The following is a 14,589-nucleotide window of genomic DNA, read 5'->3' as shown; positions in this document are numbered from 1 at the left end:
GTTCCTCAGTCGTACTTCGGGATGCCCGAGGCAAATTTGTTGCCGGTGGCGGCCTTCTTCTTCTTGCCCTTGCCGGGCTTGCCCTTGGCCGGGGCCGGCGCGACGGGCCCCTGCTCCTTGGCACCTGGCGCTTCGACAATGTCCTTGGCGACAGGCTTCTGCGCCCCGGCCCCGCGGGCCAGCACCGCCGCCTCGGCGGCCGGGTCGAGGAAGCTGGCGACCACCCGCTCGGGCGTGCCGGGGGTGGCGTCGAGGTCGAGGTGGACCACCGCGAGCTGCTCGGCGCGCTCGCCGAGGGCCGCCCGCAGCGCGTCGAAGCGGGCCAGCTTGGGCGCGACGTCGCCGCGGCCGAGCCGCAGCGCCGCGCCGGTCTTGGCGGTGTACAGCGCGACCGCGCCGCCCTCGTCGACGTGGACCTCCGACAGCCGCGGCCGCGGCGTCGACTGGTACTCGTTCAGCGCCGTCAGCCCGCGGCGGATCGCCGCCTGCGCCCGCGCGTCGCCGGCCACCAGCTGCTCGCGGTCGACCCCCGTGATCACCGGCAGCTCGCCGCGCTCGCCGTCCTCGAGCCGCTTGAACGGCACCCCGTCGCGGTCGATCAGGTAGAAGTAGCCCGACAGCAGGGCCGCCGCCGCCTCGTGCTCCTCGACCTCGACGATCAGCGTGTCGGGCAGCGAGCGCTGCACGCTGGCCCGCTTGACCCACGGCTCGGCCGCGATCTTGGCCTGCAGCGCGTCGGTGTCGACGGCCAGGATGTTGGTCCCGGGCTCGAGCCCGAGCAGCGCCTGCAACCTGTCCACCGGGACATGTGGCGTCGCCTGGAACACCAGCGACTTGGCCTCGAAGCGGGCCGAGGTGGTGACGTACTGGTAGCCGCTCTGCACCGCCAGCAGCACGCCCCACGCCAGCGTCAGCGCGATCGCCAGGCGAGCCGCCAGGCTGAAGAACCGGCGCCCGCGCGCCCCGACCCGCGGCACCGCGGCGACCATCTGGCGCAGCCCGACCCGCGGCCCCTGCACCGCCGGCTTGGCGCCCGCCCGCGGGGCGTCGACGCGCCGGTTGACGCGCACGCCCTTCACCCCGGCGGCGACGGCCGGCTTGCGGGCGACCGGCGCGGGCGCGGGCACCGGTCGCGGCCGCGCCTGCTGCACCCGGCGGTTCTGCTTGCGCGCCGTCGCGGTGTTCGCGCGCGGGTTGTTGTTGAAGAGACCCATGGCGGTGAGGATCGAGCCTGGCGACTATCAGGCGCTCCCCATGTGGGCAAGAATTCGGCGCCGTGGGCCTGAACATCCGCGCAAGCCTGCGCCCTCCCCGCGACGCACGCGAGCGCCGGCGCCCGACCTGACCCGAAAGACAGGCCCTTCGCCGGCCTCGACCAGAGCCCGTCCTCACCTGTCCCTACGGCCAGGGGCTAGTAGCAGGTGACGGCCTCGCCGACCTGAAGCGTCTTCCCCGGGCAGTCGAGGTGGGCGGGGCGATCGGCGAACTTGATCCCGTCGCCACACTGCCAGTACTTCGCCTTGATGCAGCCGTCGCAGGTCACCTTGCTTGCCTCGTCGCTGCACGTCTTGCAGCACCAGGTCCCAGCGTCGGTGGCGCCGCGCGTGACGAGCCGCTCGAGCGCATCGACCAGGGCGTACAAAGCGTCGCACGCCCCCTCGGGCGCGTCGACGCAGACCGCGTCGAGAGACTCCTCCAGCTCGCCTGCAGGCGAGCCCAACATCACGGCGACGAGAGTGACACTGAGCATGCCCGAAAGGTGAGGCGATACCCCGCAGGATCAAGCGGCGACCTCACCAGGGGATCGGGCCGGCGTCGTTGGAGAACGTGCCTGTCGGTCCGTCCGGCCCGAGCAGGGCCAGCCGCACCGGCTCGCGCGCGCCCTCGACGACGCTCCGCGGTCCGCTGTGCGCGTTGAGATCGGTCGCCGTGTAGCCGGGGCACGCCGCGTTGACCTTGATCGGAGTGTTGGCGAGCTCCTGCGCGAACGCGATGGTCACCGCATTGAGCGCGCTCTTCGACGGGCCGTAGGCGACGCCGCCGACGCCGCGGAACGGATACGCGGGATCGCTGATCGAGGTCAGCGAGCCGATCCCGCTCGACACGTTGACGATCCGCCCCGCCGGCGCCGCGCGGAGCAGCGGCAGCATCGCCTGCGTCACGGCGATCACGCCGAAGACGTTGGTCTCGAACACCGCCCGGACGTCCGCCAGCGAGGCCACGCTCGGCGCTCCGCTGCGCATGATGGCGGCGAGCGAAGCGTCTCCGGCCGCTCCTCCATGGGCGATGCCGGCGTTGTTGACGAGGACGTCGAGCCGCCCGAGCTCGCGCTGGATCCACGCGACGGCCGCCGCGATCGTGGCGGCGTCGGTGACGTCGAGCACGAGCGAGCGGGCGTCGCCGGTGATCTGTTTGGCCGCGGCCTCGCCACGCGCGGAGTCGCGGGCGCCGACGAGCACCGTGTAGCCGCGCGCCGCGAGCTCCCTGGCGATCTGAAGGCCGATGCCCTTGTTGGCCCCGGTGACCAGGGCGACGGGTTTGTCATGCATGGTCCGGTGATAGCGACTGTCAGGCGCGCTGGCTTGGTGATCCTTGGCACGGAGGCGCGGCCGCCAAGAATGCCCAAGCCGCCCCGGCGCGCTCGGCCTATCATGAAGCGCGTGGCGATCCGCACCGACATCCTCGCGGTCTCCGCGCCCGGACTACGGGCGGTGCGCTGGTCCACCGACGAGCTCCATGCGGGGATGAAGGAGACCTACTCGATCGCGCGCGTCGAGGCCGGCCGCTCGGAGTGGTGGTGCGGCGGCAAGGTGTGGCGCTGCGAGCCGGGCTCGTTGCTGTTCGCGGGGCCCGGGCAGGTCCATCGCGACGTCTCGCGCGACGGCCCGAGCACGGCCCAGATCGTCTCGTTTCCGGCCTCCGCTGTCGAATGCGCGAGCGGGCAGGTCCACGTGCGCCCGCAGCTCGCCGCCGACGACGCGCGCGGCGCCGCGTTCCAGCGCCTTCACGACGCCGTCCACGCCCACGCCGATCGCCTCGAGCTGGAGGTCGCGGTCGCCGAGGCGATCGCCGCGCTCGCGTCGCTCGGCGACGCGACGTTCGAACCCACGCGACCGGTACGGCGATCGCTCGAGCTGTTGCGCGAGCGCCTCGCCGATCCCGTCACGCTCGACGATCTCGCCGCGCACGCCGGCCTCGACAAGTTCCACCTCTGCCGCGCGTTCCGTTCGCAGGTCGGCATGCCGCCGCACGCCTATTTGACGCGGCTGCGGATCTTGCGGGCGAAGCAACTGCTGGCCGCCGGGGTGAAGCCTCGCGACATCGCCCCGCAGGTCGGGCTGTACGACCAGAGCCAGCTCAATCGGCACTTCCGCCGCATCGTCGGCACGACGCCGGGTCGGTACGCGCGCGGCGTCTGACTCAGGTCGAGACCGCCTCAGCCCGCCGCCTTCAGGTCGTCCGCGGTCCAGGCGCGGCCGAGCGCGACCTGCTTCACCGCCACGTTCAGGCGGTTCCACAGGTTGATCTGCGCGATGTTCAGGACCAGGACGGCCAGTTGCTGCTCGTCGTAGTGCTTCGCCGCCTCGGCCCAGATCTCGTCGGTCACTGCGTCCGGGCGATCGCCGATCCGCGTGAGCGCCTCGGTGAGCGCGAGCGCGGCCCGCTCGGCCTCGCTGAAGAAGGGCGTGTCGCGCCAGGCCGCCACGCCGAACAGGCGCACGTCGCTCTCACCGTGCTGCTTGAGCTCGCGCGCGTGCATGTCGACGCAGACGCCGCAGCCGTTGATCTGACTGGCGCGCAGGTGCACGAGCTGGATCGTCGACGCCGGCAGCCCCTTCGTGGTCGCCTTGCCGAGGGCGTGCAGCGCCTGCAGCGCGTCGGGCACCAGGAACACGGGATTCTTCATTCGAGCTTGCATGACACGGTCTCCTTCGCCGCCGCGGCGCCTCGCCGCGGCTCGTTCATCGACCTGACGATTCAGCCCCCGGCCGTGTGACGCGGGCCGCGAAAAAAATCGCGAGGCGGGCCCGCGAGGCGGTTCAGGCCGCCGCCGAGGATCTTCGGTCCGTGTCTCCCGACCCCGCGAACCCTCGAGAATCTTGAGGATTCGGCGGCGCCGGCCTAAAACGAGGGCATCATGCCCAACTCGAAGATCTGCGCGAGCGCGCTGCTCGTCGTGCTGAACATGCACTGCACCGGGGTGCCGAGCGAACCGGAGAAGGCCGAGGCGGTGGCGACCGCCGAGACCGCCCCGGCCCTGATCCGCTGGATCGCGGCGGCCTACGAGATCCACGCGAGCGCGCTGCTCGTGGACGCGCAGCAGCTTCGCGTCGACGTCGAGGCGCCGGCCGACACCGGTCAGACCCTGGGATGGTTGTTCCCCGGCCAGGTCTCCGCGGACGCGTACGAAGACCTGGTGGCGCTGCGCGCCGCGCCCACGGACGACGCCAGGCCCACCAAGATGGTCTTGCACGGCGGTGTGGATGCGCCACGGCCGCTCGTCTATGAGGACGTTGCGCCCGGGGCGTACACGGTGTGCGCGCAGCTCAGCGCCACGAGCGATCACGCGGTCGATTGGACGTCGCTGCCGGTCCGCTGCGCGCACGTGACCGTGACCGACGAGCCCGAGAGCCGGGCCATCGTGTTACCCGGCTGAGGCCGCCGCACGCACAGCCTCAGCCGGGCGATCGCGCGCCATGGATCTCGCTTGGACCGCCGTCGCGGGGCCTTCACGCGGGATTCAAGCCGCGGCGGCCATCGCCCGCACAGGCCCAGTTCTGCCGCCAAGGCTCGCGTTCCGCGTTCCGGCCGGTTCATCGACGCCGCATGGCGGGTCGTTCTGCGCCCGCGGCGTCCGTGGCAGGGTGTAGCGATGGCAAACCGCCGCGCTCTCGTCCTCAGCACCCTCGTCGCCGCCTGCGGGCCGGACACCGGCATCGAGGCGACATCCGACTCCGGCACCTCGGGCGTATCCGGCTCGACGAGCGCCGACGACGACCCGGGCGTCACCACGACCGCGCCGACCGGCGACACGACGGACACGCCGACCTCGTCCCCGACGAGCGAGGGCACGAGCGGCGAGCCGCCGCCGCTCGCCTGCAGCGAGCTGTCGATCGCCGATCCGGGCCTGCTCGCGGCGATCCGCGACGCGCTGGCGATCCCCGAGGGACCGATCCCCGGCGAGGCCGCGGCCGCGCTGCTCTTCCTCACCTCGATGCAGCCGGTCGCCTCGCTCGCGGGCATCGAGTGCCTGACCGGCTTGCAGCGGCTGGCGCTGTACGATTCGACGGTCACCGACCTCGGCCCGCTCGCGTCGCTGCACGCGCTGGACGACCTGCAACTACGGAGCAGCGCCGTCACCGACCTCGAGCCGCTGGTCGGCCTGCCGCTCCGGAGCCTGTACGTGGGCGACGCCCCGCTCGCGGATCTCGGGCCGCTGACACAGATGCCGCAGCTGCAGTACCTCTCGCTCGTGGGCACGGCCGTCGCGGATCTGTCGCCGCTGACCGACCACCCCGGCCTGCGCGCGTTCAGCCTCGCCGACTCGACCCCGCAGAGCATCGCCCCGCTCGCATCCATCCCGGCGCTCCACAGCCTCAGCCTGGAAAATTGCGGCCTCACCTCGGTGAGCGAGCTGGCGGCCCTGCCCGACCTCGAGATCCTCGGGCTTCAGGACAACCAGCTCACCGACCTCACCGGCCTCGCCGGCATGACCAGGCTCGAGAACCTGTGGGCCGCGAACAACCAGATCGGCGACCTCTCGGCGCTGGCCGGGCTCCCTGCGCTGGCGATCGTCGAGCTCGCGAACAACCAGATCGTCGACCTGAGCCCGCTGTCCAGCGTCCCCCTGCTCAGCCGGCTGCTGGTGGGCGACAACCAGATCTCCGACCTGACGCCGCTGGCCGCGGCGACCGAGCTGCTCGCCCTGTACGTCGACGGCAACCCGCTGGCCGGGCTGCAGGGGCTCGAAGCGCACGGCCTCGGCTGGCTGAGCGCGGCCGACACCGGGCTCACGGAGCTGCCGGTCCTCGCCCCGGAGACGCTCCGCTACCTCAACCTGGCGAACAACGCCATCACCGATCTCGCGCCGATCGCCGGCCACGCCGCGCTCGAAGAAGTGCGGCTCGAGCACAACGCCATCACCGACCTCGGGCCGATCGCCGAGGCCCCGTGGCTGTCCGCGGGCTGCGTGCAGCTCGACGTGCGGGCCAACCCGCTCGATGCCATGAGCGTCGCGGTCACGCTGCCGGCGATGTGCGAGCACGAATTGACGGCGACCTGGGATCAGGGCAGCTGCGCCTGGGATCCGCGCATCTGTGAGATCCCGATCTGACACCCCGGCCCCGCGTCTTCGTCCACGCGATCAGAGCGCGAAGTCCCCCAGCCGCGGCCGCTTCAGCCAGTTGCTCTCGGCCCACGCCGCGCCCTGCTCGGCCACGTGCATCGTGAACGCGTGGCGCGACGCCGGCGAGTGGTTGGGCGCGCTGCGGTGCGGCAGGTGATCGTGGAACGCCACCACGCTGCCCGCGGGCACCTCGAGCGCGACCGCCTCGGCGAGCGACGGCCACGGCGTCGCGTCGACCGTGCGCAGCGTGCCCACGCGGGTGCGCCAGTCGACCTCGTAGCGCTCGCGCAGGGGCGTGCGGTGCCCCCCGGGCTGGACCCACAGGCAGCCGTTGTCGCGGTGCGCGTCCTCGAGGGCCACCCACAGGCCCGTCACGCAGGGCGGCGCGGTGATCAGGTACGTCGCGTCCTGATGCCAGCGGACCTCGCCGCCGATGTGCGGCTGCTTGAAGATCACCATCGTCTGCCACAGCACCGGCGCCGCGTAGCCGAGGTCGCGCAGGAGCCCTCCGAAGCACGGCCTGCGGCAGAACTCGCCGAACGCGGGCACCAGGTCGTGCAGCGCGTGGCCGATCTTGTTGATCGCCAGCCGCGGCGGGCAGCGCAGCGCGCCGGCGGCGTCGAGCGCGTCCTCCTCGAGGAAGCAGCGCACGCCCTCGGCCGAGGCGAAGAACGCGTCGTCGCGGCCGGCGTCGCGATCCTTCGTGCTGAACACCGTGCGCTCGGCCGCGGGGTCGAAGCGATCGACGATCGCCAGCGCGGCCGCCTCGATCGCCGCCAGCGCCTCGCCGGGCACCAGGCCCGGCAGCACCAGGTAGCCCTGCTCGCGGAACTCGTCGACCTGCGTCCGGCTCAGCATCACGCCCCGTCCTTGCCCGAGGATATCGTCTTGGCGGCGGCGAAGATCTGCTGGCGCAGCCACAGGTGGCCCGGGTCGTCCTGGTGGCGCTCGTGCCACACCTGGCGCACCGTGAAGCCGGGGACCGCCAGCGGCGGCGCGAGGGTCCGCAGCGCCAGGCCCGGGCCGAGGCGGCGGACCAGCCGGGCCGGCGTGGTCAGCACGAGGTCCGAGCTGGCGACGATCAGCGGCGCCGCCAAAAAGTGCGGCACGACCAGCGCGATCTGCCGCGAGAGCCCGAGCTCCGCCAGCCGCTCGTCGACCACGCTCTGGGTCCCGCCGCGCACGCTGACGAGCACGTGGCGCAGGCGCAGGTAGGTCGCCAGGTCGAGGCCGCGCCGGACCTCCGGGTGGCCCTTGCGGCACACCAGCACCATCTCCTCGGAGAACAGCGCCTGCTGCTGCAGCCCTGGGCTGTCGTCGAACACCACCCCGAGCGCGACCGTGAGCGCGCCGCTCTCGAGCGGGCCGGCGATGTCGGGCTCGAGCGGGCGGACGCGCAGCTGCACCGCGGGCGCCGCCGCCGACACGCGGGCGAGCAGCGGCGGCAGCAGCACCGCCTCGATGTAGTCGGTGCTGGCGAGGACGAACTCGCGGCGGCTCGTCTTCGGGTCGAAGCGCAGCGGGCCGCGCAGGAGCGTGCCGACGTCGCGCAGCGCCAGGCGCAGCGGCGCCAGCAATTGCTCGCCGCGCACCGTCGGGACCATGCCGCCGCGGGTGCGGACCAGCAGCTCGTCGCCGAAGGTCGCGCGCAGGCGCGCCAGCGCGTGGCTGGTCGCCGAGGGCGTCAGCCCCAGCCGCGCGCCCGCCCGCGTCACGCTGCGCTCGCCGAGCAGGGCCTCGAGCACGACCAGCAGGTTGAGGTCCACGCCCTGGAGTTGCACGCCATGCATCCTATCATGCAGAGCATGCGCTTGCTGCAACTCCGCCGCGGCCCCACCATGGCGGCCGAGGAAGTGCTACCGACATGAGCAAGCGAATCATCCTGATCACCGGGGCGAACAAGGGCATCGGCTTCGAGACCGCGCGGCAGCTGGCGCGCGAGGGCCACACCGTACTCGTCGCGGCCCGCGACGGCGCCAAGGCCGAGAAGGCGGTCGCCGAGCTCGCCCGCGAGGGCCTGCAGGCCGAGGCCGTGACCCTCGACGTCGACGACGCCGCCTCGATCGCCCGTGCCGTCGCCCAGGTCGGCGAGCGCCACGGCAAGCTCGACACCCTGATCAACAACGCCGGCGTCGCGCTCGAGGGCTGGGGCGTGCAGGCCAGCGAGACCTCGCTCGACACCTGGCGCGCGATCTTCGAAACCAACCTGTTCGGGCTGGTCGCGGTGACGCAGGCGTTCCTGCCGCTGGTGCGCAAGAGCGAGGCCGGCCGGATCGTCAACGTCAGCAGCATCCTGGGCTCGCTTACCCTCCACGCCGACCCGGCCTCGCCGATCTACGACTTCAAGTCGGCCGCGTACGACAGCTCCAAGGCGGCCGTCAATCAATACACCATCCACCTCGCCCACGAGCTGCGCGCCACCCCGATCAAGGTCAACTCGGCCCACCCCGGGTGGGTCAAGACCGACCTCGGCGGCGAGGGAGCGCCGATGGAGGTCGTCGACGGCGCCAAGACCAGCGTGTGGCTGGCCACCCTGCCCGACGACGGCCCGACCGGCGGCTTCTTCCACATGCGCGACCGCCTGCCCTGGTGAGCTGTCTCTGAACGGGACATGCGTAAAGGGACATGCCCGATCGGGCATGCCCTTTCATGCATGACGGCGGCTCGAGGCGCGACGACGGACGCGCAAAAGGGACATGTCCCTTCGGGCATGTCCCTTCGAGCGGCCTGGCGACGAGGGCGCGCTCGCCGAGCATGCCCCTCGCGCGCGCCGGCGGCCTCAGCGGATGAAGCCGTTCTCGTCGCGCCGGCGCAGGAACGCCGGGATCTCGCTCGGGTCGCTGACGGCCGGCGGCTCGACCCGCTGCGACTGCCGCACCGCGTGCTGCTGCACGTGCACCTGCTGCGGGTGCACCTGCTGCGGGTGCACCTGCTGCGGGTGCACCTGCTGCGGGTGCACCTGCTGCGGGTGCACCTGCGGGGCGCTCGGCTGGCCGATCACGCCGGAGCGGCTCATGCTCGCGGAGCTGGCCGAGGGGACAGGCGTGGGCGCGCGGTCGTGGGTGGCGATGCGCTCGACCATCGACTGCCGCAGGCTGCTGGAGCTCTGCTGCGGGTGCTGCTGCGGGTGCGGCGGCGGCTGCGGCGGGACCGCGGCGAACATCGGGTTCTGCTGCTGCACCGGCGCGGCGGCCGGCATGCCGAACGGCACCTGGACCTGCGAGCGGCGCTTGCCCGGCGGGCTCGCCATGGTCGAGCGGATGACCTGCTCGAGCTCCTCCTCGGCCGGCGCGTGGCGGTCGAAGCCGGTGGCGATGACGGTGATGCGCAGCGCGTCGCCCATGTTGTGGTCGATGACCGCGCCGAAGATGATGTTGCAGTCCTCGTGGGCGGCCTCCTGGATCAGCGAGGCGGCCTCCTCGACCTCGTGCAGCTTGAGGTCGGGCCCGGCGGTGATGTTGATCAGGATGCCCTGCGCGCCGTGGATCGTGACGTCCTCGAGCAGCGGCGAGCTGATCGCCTGCTGCGCCGCCTGCAGGGCCCGACCCTCGTCGTGGCCGATGCCCATGCCCATGAGCGCGCGGCCCTGACCGGACATGATCGTGCGCACGTCGGCGAAGTCGACGTTGATGATGCCGGGCACGGTGATGAGGTCGGACACGCCCTGGGTCGCGTGCTGCAGCACCTCGTCGGCCAGGCGGAAGCTGTCGAGCAGGCTGGTGTTCGAGCTGGTGACCTGCAGCAGGCGGTCGTTCGGGATCGTGATCAGCGTGTCGACGGCCTTCTCGAGCTTCTCGATGCCGGCGTCGGCGAACCGCAGACGCCGCTTGCCCTCGAAGCGGAACGGCTTGGTGACCACGCCGACGGTCAGCGCGCCCATCTCACGCGCGATCTGGGCGATGATCGGCGCGGCGCCCGTGCCGGTGCCGCCGCCCATGCCCGCCGTCACGAACACCATGTCGGCCCCGCGCAGCGCCTCGGCGATCTCGTCCACGCTCTCCAGCGCCGCCTCGCGCCCCTTCTCCGGGTTGGCGCCGGCCCCGAGCCCGCGAGTCACGTCCTTGCCGAGCTGGATCACGGTCTGGGCCATGCTCTTCTCGAGCGCCTGGACGTCCGTGTTCGCCGTGTAGAACTCGACGCCCTCGACCTTGTTCGTGATCATCGTATTGACGGCGTTGCCTCCGGCTCCGCCGACGCCGATGACCTTGATCTTCGCCTGTTGAACGATTTCCTCGAGTTCGAACTGCGCCATACTGCCTGCCCACTTTCCCGTCGGACCCTGGCCTGACGGTCATGTGCTTCGCTTCTCGAACTACGCACTTATCCGAGGCGATCGCTCATTGCAAAAAATTTGTGTTCTTCACGAGGCTATGTAGTCGCATGTAGGTCCGGCTCGCACCCTCGCAAAGGCCCCGCAGACGCGGCATCACCGGCGAATTCGCCGCGGTGATCGCCAAATCGGGCCTACGACGGCTCTCGCGGGGAGCCGCCGCATATGTTCAAAAGGACAGATTTTCAAGCGAGCAGGCGCGGCCGGGCCCGCCGCCCGCGAGTCCGGATCGAGGGCCTCGATCACACCGGATCGAGGCAAACCATTTTTCAGGGAGATCGGACGCCCCATCACCTCCAGGGCGCACCGAGCCGTCTGTCCTCGCGGACAGAAAAGGTGATCAGATCTTCAGGTCAGATCACAGCACCAGATCGATCGGCCATGTCCGAGAGCGCAGCAGCCGCGGCGACCATGCCCGAGGTCGATCGGCGGAGCAAATTTTCGGGGCTGAAGACCCCGGCGCCGCGTTCGCCCAGGGGCCGACGATCCACGCATGCAGATCGGGGCGCCCTTCGCCGCCAGGGCCGCCGATACGAGCGAACAGCGGCGAAACGCCCACGCCGTCGTCACCGGACCCCGCGGACAGATCGGCGATCGTGCCGCCGGCAAGCGCCCGCTGGCCCCACCAGGCCCCGGGGACAGATCTGCGATTTCGCCGCCGGCCGCGATTCATCGCAGGGCGGCCCGCATGGCGGCGACGACGTCGGGCCCGAGCGGGCGACCGAGCCACAGCTCCTCGGCGTACACGCCCTGCCACAGGAGCATCTCGAGGCCGTCCTGCACGGCAGCGCCGGCCGCCTCGGCGAGGTCGAGCAGGCCGCCCGCCGGCCGCGGATAGACGATGTCGACCACGCGCGCCCCGACCGCGAGACCGTCGACCAGCGTCGCGGCAGCGACCGGAAGCTCGCCCGGACCATGAGCCATGCCGACGGTGGTGCAATTCACGAGGAGGTCGACCGGCGCCCCGCTCCTCGCCTCGTCCCACCCGGCCGCGACGACCGGACCACCCGGCGCGAGCGCGGCCGCCAGCGCGGCCGGATCGCGGCTGACCCACCGGACATGTCCTCCGGGACCGAGGAGCTCGCCGGCGATCGCGTCGACGACGGCCCGCGACGCACCACCTGACCCAAGGACCATGGCCTCACGGACAGGCGCCGGCGAGAGCTGACGGACGGCCGCCGCGATGCCGCGCCCGTCGGTGTTGTGACCGACGACCGCGCCCTCGGCGAACACGAGCGTGTTGACCGCGCCGATCCGCTGCGCCTCCGCCCCGAGCTCGTCGCACAGCGCGAGCGCGGCCTGCTTGTGCGGCACGGTGAGGTTGACCCCGCCGAACCCCAGCGCCGCGGCGCCACGGACGGCCGCGGCCAGCCGCGCGGGGGCGACGTGGAAGGCGAGGTAGCGGTGCGGCAGCCCGAGCGCCGCGAACGCGGCCGCGTGCATCGCCGGCGAACGCGAGTGCGCGACCGGATCGCCGAACACGCCGAAGCACCGCGCCAGTCCTGGTTGCCCTCCGCTCGCCGTCGTCACGCCCGCCATCCTAGCGCCGCGACCGGGCCATTTCGAGCAGCCTCGCCGGCTCTCCGCCACGCTCGCCGGTCACATGTTCGCCCGATGGGCGCCCTCCTCGCGCCTCGCGTGTCGGAGCCCGGCGCGAGGGCTCGGTTCTCCGCCACGCTGGCCGCTTCGCTCGTCGGTCGATGTTGGCCCGACACGCTCGCGGCGCCGGCGCGGGCGCCCGCTCGCGTGGGCGTCACGCGCGGTCGCAGGTCACGACCGCGTTGCGCAGCTCGTAGCTCAGCAACATCTCCGACCAGCCGACGTCGGGCGCGCGCTCGAGGCGGACCCCGGGGACGCGGAGCAGCGCGTCGAGGAACATGCGCGTCTCGTGCAGCGCGACCAGCTTGCCGGGGCAGTGATGCGCGCCGGCGCCGAAGCTGAGGAAGGCGCCGTTGGTGTTGAGCCGCTCGGCCCGATCGGGGTCGAGCGCGTGCGGGCACGGCCCGACGGCGGCCTCGTCCCCGTGGATGGCCCGCAGGTCGAGCGCGTACTTCTCGTGGCGCGCGCCCGGCTGTTCAGGCTTGCGCCGGTACAGGAGCGAGGCGATCGGCTCGAGCCGGAGGATCTCGTTCAAGATCGCAAACTGACGCGCCTCGTCGCCCGCGAGGAAGTCGGCCCGCAGCTCCGGGCGATCGAACAGGTGCCAGGCGGCCATGACGATGAACTCGCGCGTGGTCACCATCCCGGCGGCGGCGTAGGTCATGCACTCGGTGAGGATCGCCCGCCACGAGGCCCCCCTGGCCAGGAGCTCGGAGATGAGGTCGTCCTGCGGCGCCTTGCGGCGCGCGCGGACGGCCGGGGTGACGTCGTTGAGGTAGAAGCTCAGCATCGCCTGCCCCTTCCGCAGGCCGGCGGACAGCCTGGCGAGGACGTTGAGCCGGTGGTGCCAGCCGGCCGACAACAGGAGCGCCAGCCGCCGCGCCATCCTCGGCATGTCGCTGTCGGTCAGCCCGACGATGTTGGCCGCGACCGCGACCGTGAGCTCGAAGCTGACGATGTCGAGCTGGACCCGCCCGTCGCGCCGCAGTTGACCGAGCAGCCGCGCCGTCTCCCGCTCGATGATCGCGTGGTAGCGGCTGGTGATCGCCCGCTGGGTGAAGAAGCGGGCGATGCTGGTCCGCTTGTCCCGGTGCGGCGCGCCGTCGAGGAAGAACACCGGCGCCTTGTCCGGATCGCTGGTGTCGACGAACTCCGCCCCGGCCCCGCCCTGCAGCAGCTCCTTGCTCAGCAAGATCTCCCGCGCACGCTCGTAGGCGCGGACGTGCTCGGCCCCGCTCTCGACCTTCATCCTCCGCGTGACGACGGCCGCGCTCTTGCTGTCGTTGCGGGTGGATGTAAAAGGACATTTCGCCGCAGAATCCACGCTCATCGCCGGCCCGCTCCCCGTCTCGGTTTTATGAGACACACTGTATCATAAATGGTCTCCGACGCCTCAGCAACCGACGCCCGCCAGGTGCGCACCCGCGCCAAGCTCCTGCGCGCGATGCTCACGCTGCTCGAGCAGGGGCCGTTCGAGGGCATCACGGTGCGCGCGCTCGCGGCGAAGGCGGGGGTCGGCTACGCGACCTTCTTCCGCCACTACCCCGACAAGGAGGCGCTGCTCGACGACCTCGCGGCCGACGAGATCGCGGGGCTGCTCGGCGAGGCGATGCCGCTGTTCTCGGCCGAGAACACGGGCCGCGCCTGCGTGGCGCTGTTCGAGTTCATCTCGCGGCGCAAGGCCCTGTGGCGGGCGCTGCTGACGGGCGGCGCGGCGCCGCGACTGCGCGAGCAGTTCGTCGGCCAGGCGCGCGAGCTCGCGGCGGCTTCGCCCAACACGGCGTCCGTCTGCCCGATCGACCTCCGCGTCACGTTCGCGACGTCGGCGACGATCGAGATCATCGGCTGGTGGCTGCGACAGGCCGAGGAGCTGCCGATCGCGACGATCGCGGGGATCCTCGACCGACTGGTGATCATGCCGACCATCGCGGAGCGCTAGGAGGCGGGCATTCGCGTGATCGGGGGGGCGGGGCCCCGGAAGGTCTCGAGTGGGCGGACGAGGGGCGGCGCGGCGGGTCCCGTCGCGACGCGGGTCCTTCCACGCCAGATGCTCGACGGCGATGGAAGCCGGGGCGCGTCCGAAGATTGGCTCGCCGTCTGCGCGTCAGGCGCGGAGCCCCCCGCTGCGTCCCACCGCGCCGCCCCTCGTCCGCCCGGCGGCGATCGTCTCAGGCCCCGCCTTTCGCCGCACGGAGGTTCCTCGCCGAGGCTGTCTCGAAGGACAGAAGTGCTCGCGGCGTCCCACCGCGGCGCCCGGCGGCGATCGTCTCAGGCCCCGCCGTTCGCCGCACGGAGGTTGCTCGCCGAGGCTGTC

General features: G+C 72.1%; 14 protein-coding genes. 5 read left to right on the top strand and 9 right to left on the bottom strand.

The features are described from left to right. Positions 1 to 5: 5 nt before the first annotated feature. The 3 genes from K7C98_RS31045 to K7C98_RS31035 all read right to left on the bottom strand — a co-directional run bounded on the left by K7C98_RS31045 (position 6) and on the right by K7C98_RS31035 (position 2,549). Positions 6 to 1,214, bottom strand: a complete 1,209-nt coding sequence (locus tag K7C98_RS31045) for a cell division protein FtsQ/DivIB (RefSeq protein ID WP_224195424.1) — start codon at positions 1,212 to 1,214, stop codon at positions 6 to 8. A gap of 197 nt (positions 1,215 to 1,411) precedes the next feature. Then, the gene (locus K7C98_RS31040) at positions 1,412 to 1,750 is read right to left on the bottom strand and encodes a hypothetical protein (RefSeq protein ID WP_224195423.1); all 339 of its coding nucleotides are present in this window, start codon (positions 1,748 to 1,750) and stop codon (positions 1,412 to 1,414) included. Between the two features lie 43 nt (positions 1,751 to 1,793). Next, positions 1,794 to 2,549, bottom strand: a complete 756-nt coding sequence (locus K7C98_RS31035; RefSeq protein WP_224195422.1) for an SDR family oxidoreductase — start codon at positions 2,547 to 2,549, stop codon at positions 1,794 to 1,796. A gap of 102 nt (positions 2,550 to 2,651) precedes the next feature. Between K7C98_RS31035 and K7C98_RS31030 the strand changes: the two genes are divergently transcribed. Continuing rightward, entirely contained in the window at positions 2,652 to 3,419 is a 768-nt protein-coding gene (locus tag K7C98_RS31030; RefSeq protein ID WP_431312844.1) for an AraC family transcriptional regulator, read from the top strand. Between the two features lie 17 nt (positions 3,420 to 3,436). On the opposite strand, the gene K7C98_RS31025 is transcribed toward K7C98_RS31030, so the two are convergent. After that, complete coding sequence (locus K7C98_RS31025) at positions 3,437 to 3,919, bottom strand: carboxymuconolactone decarboxylase family protein (RefSeq protein ID WP_346660315.1); 483 nt, start codon at positions 3,917 to 3,919, stop codon at positions 3,437 to 3,439. 219 nt (positions 3,920 to 4,138) lie between these two features. On the opposite strand from K7C98_RS31025, the gene K7C98_RS31020 reads away from it, so the two are divergent. Together K7C98_RS31020 and K7C98_RS31015 are read left to right on the top strand one after the other, a co-directional pair. Continuing rightward, on the top strand, positions 4,139 to 4,657 hold the full coding sequence (locus tag K7C98_RS31020; protein ID WP_224195419.1) for a hypothetical protein: 519 nt from the start codon (positions 4,139 to 4,141) through the stop codon (positions 4,655 to 4,657). A 216-nt stretch (positions 4,658 to 4,873) separates the two neighbouring features. Then, a complete protein-coding gene (locus K7C98_RS31015; protein WP_224195418.1) occupies positions 4,874 to 6,334 on the top strand; it encodes a leucine-rich repeat domain-containing protein in 1,461 nt (486 codons plus the stop codon). Positions 6,335 to 6,364: 30 nt separating this feature from the next. Here K7C98_RS31015 and K7C98_RS31010 read toward each other — a convergent pair whose 3' ends face one another. Together K7C98_RS31010 and K7C98_RS31005 are read right to left on the bottom strand one after the other, a co-directional pair. Further along, positions 6,365 to 7,204 (bottom strand): phytanoyl-CoA dioxygenase family protein, encoded by an 840-nt coding sequence (locus K7C98_RS31010; RefSeq protein WP_224195417.1) that lies wholly within the window; start codon positions 7,202 to 7,204, stop codon positions 6,365 to 6,367. Continuing rightward, positions 7,204 to 8,127, bottom strand: coding sequence for a LysR family transcriptional regulator (locus K7C98_RS31005; RefSeq protein WP_224195416.1), 924 nt, complete (start codon positions 8,125 to 8,127; stop codon positions 7,204 to 7,206). Before K7C98_RS31005 ends, K7C98_RS31010 begins: the two co-directional genes overlap by 1 nt. An 83-nt stretch (positions 8,128 to 8,210) precedes the next feature. Here K7C98_RS31005 and K7C98_RS31000 point away from each other — a divergent pair, with 83 nt between their 5' ends. Next, positions 8,211 to 8,939, top strand: coding sequence for an SDR family oxidoreductase (locus tag K7C98_RS31000; RefSeq protein ID WP_224195415.1), 729 nt, complete (start codon positions 8,211 to 8,213; stop codon positions 8,937 to 8,939). Positions 8,940 to 9,125: 186 nt separating this feature from the next. On the opposite strand, the gene ftsZ is transcribed toward K7C98_RS31000, so the two are convergent. The 3 genes from ftsZ to K7C98_RS30985 form a co-directional block, all read right to left on the bottom strand. After that, positions 9,126 to 10,598: a cell division protein FtsZ gene (gene ftsZ / locus K7C98_RS30995; RefSeq protein WP_276572723.1), complete on the bottom strand. Its 1,473-nt coding sequence runs from the start codon at positions 10,596 to 10,598 to the stop codon at positions 9,126 to 9,128. 747 nt (positions 10,599 to 11,345) lie between these two features. Then, positions 11,346 to 12,206 carry a shikimate dehydrogenase family protein gene (locus K7C98_RS30990; protein ID WP_224195414.1) on the bottom strand — a complete coding sequence of 287 codons (861 nt, stop codon included), beginning with the start codon at positions 12,204 to 12,206 and terminating at the stop codon, positions 11,346 to 11,348. A gap of 223 nt (positions 12,207 to 12,429) precedes the next feature. Further along, entirely contained in the window at positions 12,430 to 13,605 is a 1,176-nt protein-coding gene (locus tag K7C98_RS30985) for a cytochrome P450 (RefSeq protein WP_224195413.1), read from the bottom strand. Positions 13,606 to 13,653: 48 nt separating this feature from the next. Between K7C98_RS30985 and K7C98_RS30980 the strand changes: the two genes are divergently transcribed. Then, positions 13,654 to 14,214, top strand: coding sequence for a TetR/AcrR family transcriptional regulator (locus K7C98_RS30980; RefSeq protein ID WP_224195412.1), 561 nt, complete (start codon positions 13,654 to 13,656; stop codon positions 14,212 to 14,214). Positions 14,215 to 14,589 lie beyond the last annotated feature (375 nt).

Origin of the sequence: Nannocystis pusilla (genome assembly GCF_020073745.1) — a bacterium.
Lineage (GTDB): Bacteria > Myxococcota_A > Polyangia > Nannocystales > Nannocystaceae > Nannocystis > Nannocystis radixulma.
This window is presented reverse-complemented; position numbering and strand designations above follow the sequence as displayed.

Coding starts and splice junctions, on each gene's coding strand:
- K7C98_RS31045 (WP_224195424.1), bottom strand. CDS start 1,214: ATGGGTCTCTTCAACAACAACCCGCGCGCGAACACCGCGACGGCGCGC.
- K7C98_RS31040 (WP_224195423.1), bottom strand. CDS start 1,750: ATGCTCAGTGTCACTCTCGTCGCCGTGATGTTGGGCTCGCCTGCAGGC.
- K7C98_RS31035 (WP_224195422.1), bottom strand. CDS start 2,549: ATGCATGACAAACCCGTCGCCCTGGTCACCGGGGCCAACAAGGGCATC.
- K7C98_RS31030 (WP_431312844.1), top strand. CDS start 2,652: ATGAAGCGCGTGGCGATCCGCACCGACATCCTCGCGGTCTCCGCGCCC.
- K7C98_RS31025 (WP_346660315.1), bottom strand. CDS start 3,919: ATGCAAGCTCGAATGAAGAATCCCGTGTTCCTGGTGCCCGACGCGCTG.
- K7C98_RS31020 (WP_224195419.1), top strand. CDS start 4,139: ATGCCCAACTCGAAGATCTGCGCGAGCGCGCTGCTCGTCGTGCTGAAC.
- K7C98_RS31015 (WP_224195418.1), top strand. CDS start 4,874: ATGGCAAACCGCCGCGCTCTCGTCCTCAGCACCCTCGTCGCCGCCTGC.
- K7C98_RS31010 (WP_224195417.1), bottom strand. CDS start 7,204: ATGCTGAGCCGGACGCAGGTCGACGAGTTCCGCGAGCAGGGCTACCTG.
- K7C98_RS31000 (WP_224195415.1), top strand. CDS start 8,211: ATGAGCAAGCGAATCATCCTGATCACCGGGGCGAACAAGGGCATCGGC.
- ftsZ (WP_276572723.1), bottom strand. CDS start 10,598: ATGGCGCAGTTCGAACTCGAGGAAATCGTTCAACAGGCGAAGATCAAG.
- K7C98_RS30985 (WP_224195413.1), bottom strand. CDS start 13,605: ATGAGCGTGGATTCTGCGGCGAAATGTCCTTTTACATCCACCCGCAAC.
- K7C98_RS30980 (WP_224195412.1), top strand. CDS start 13,654: ATGGTCTCCGACGCCTCAGCAACCGACGCCCGCCAGGTGCGCACCCGC.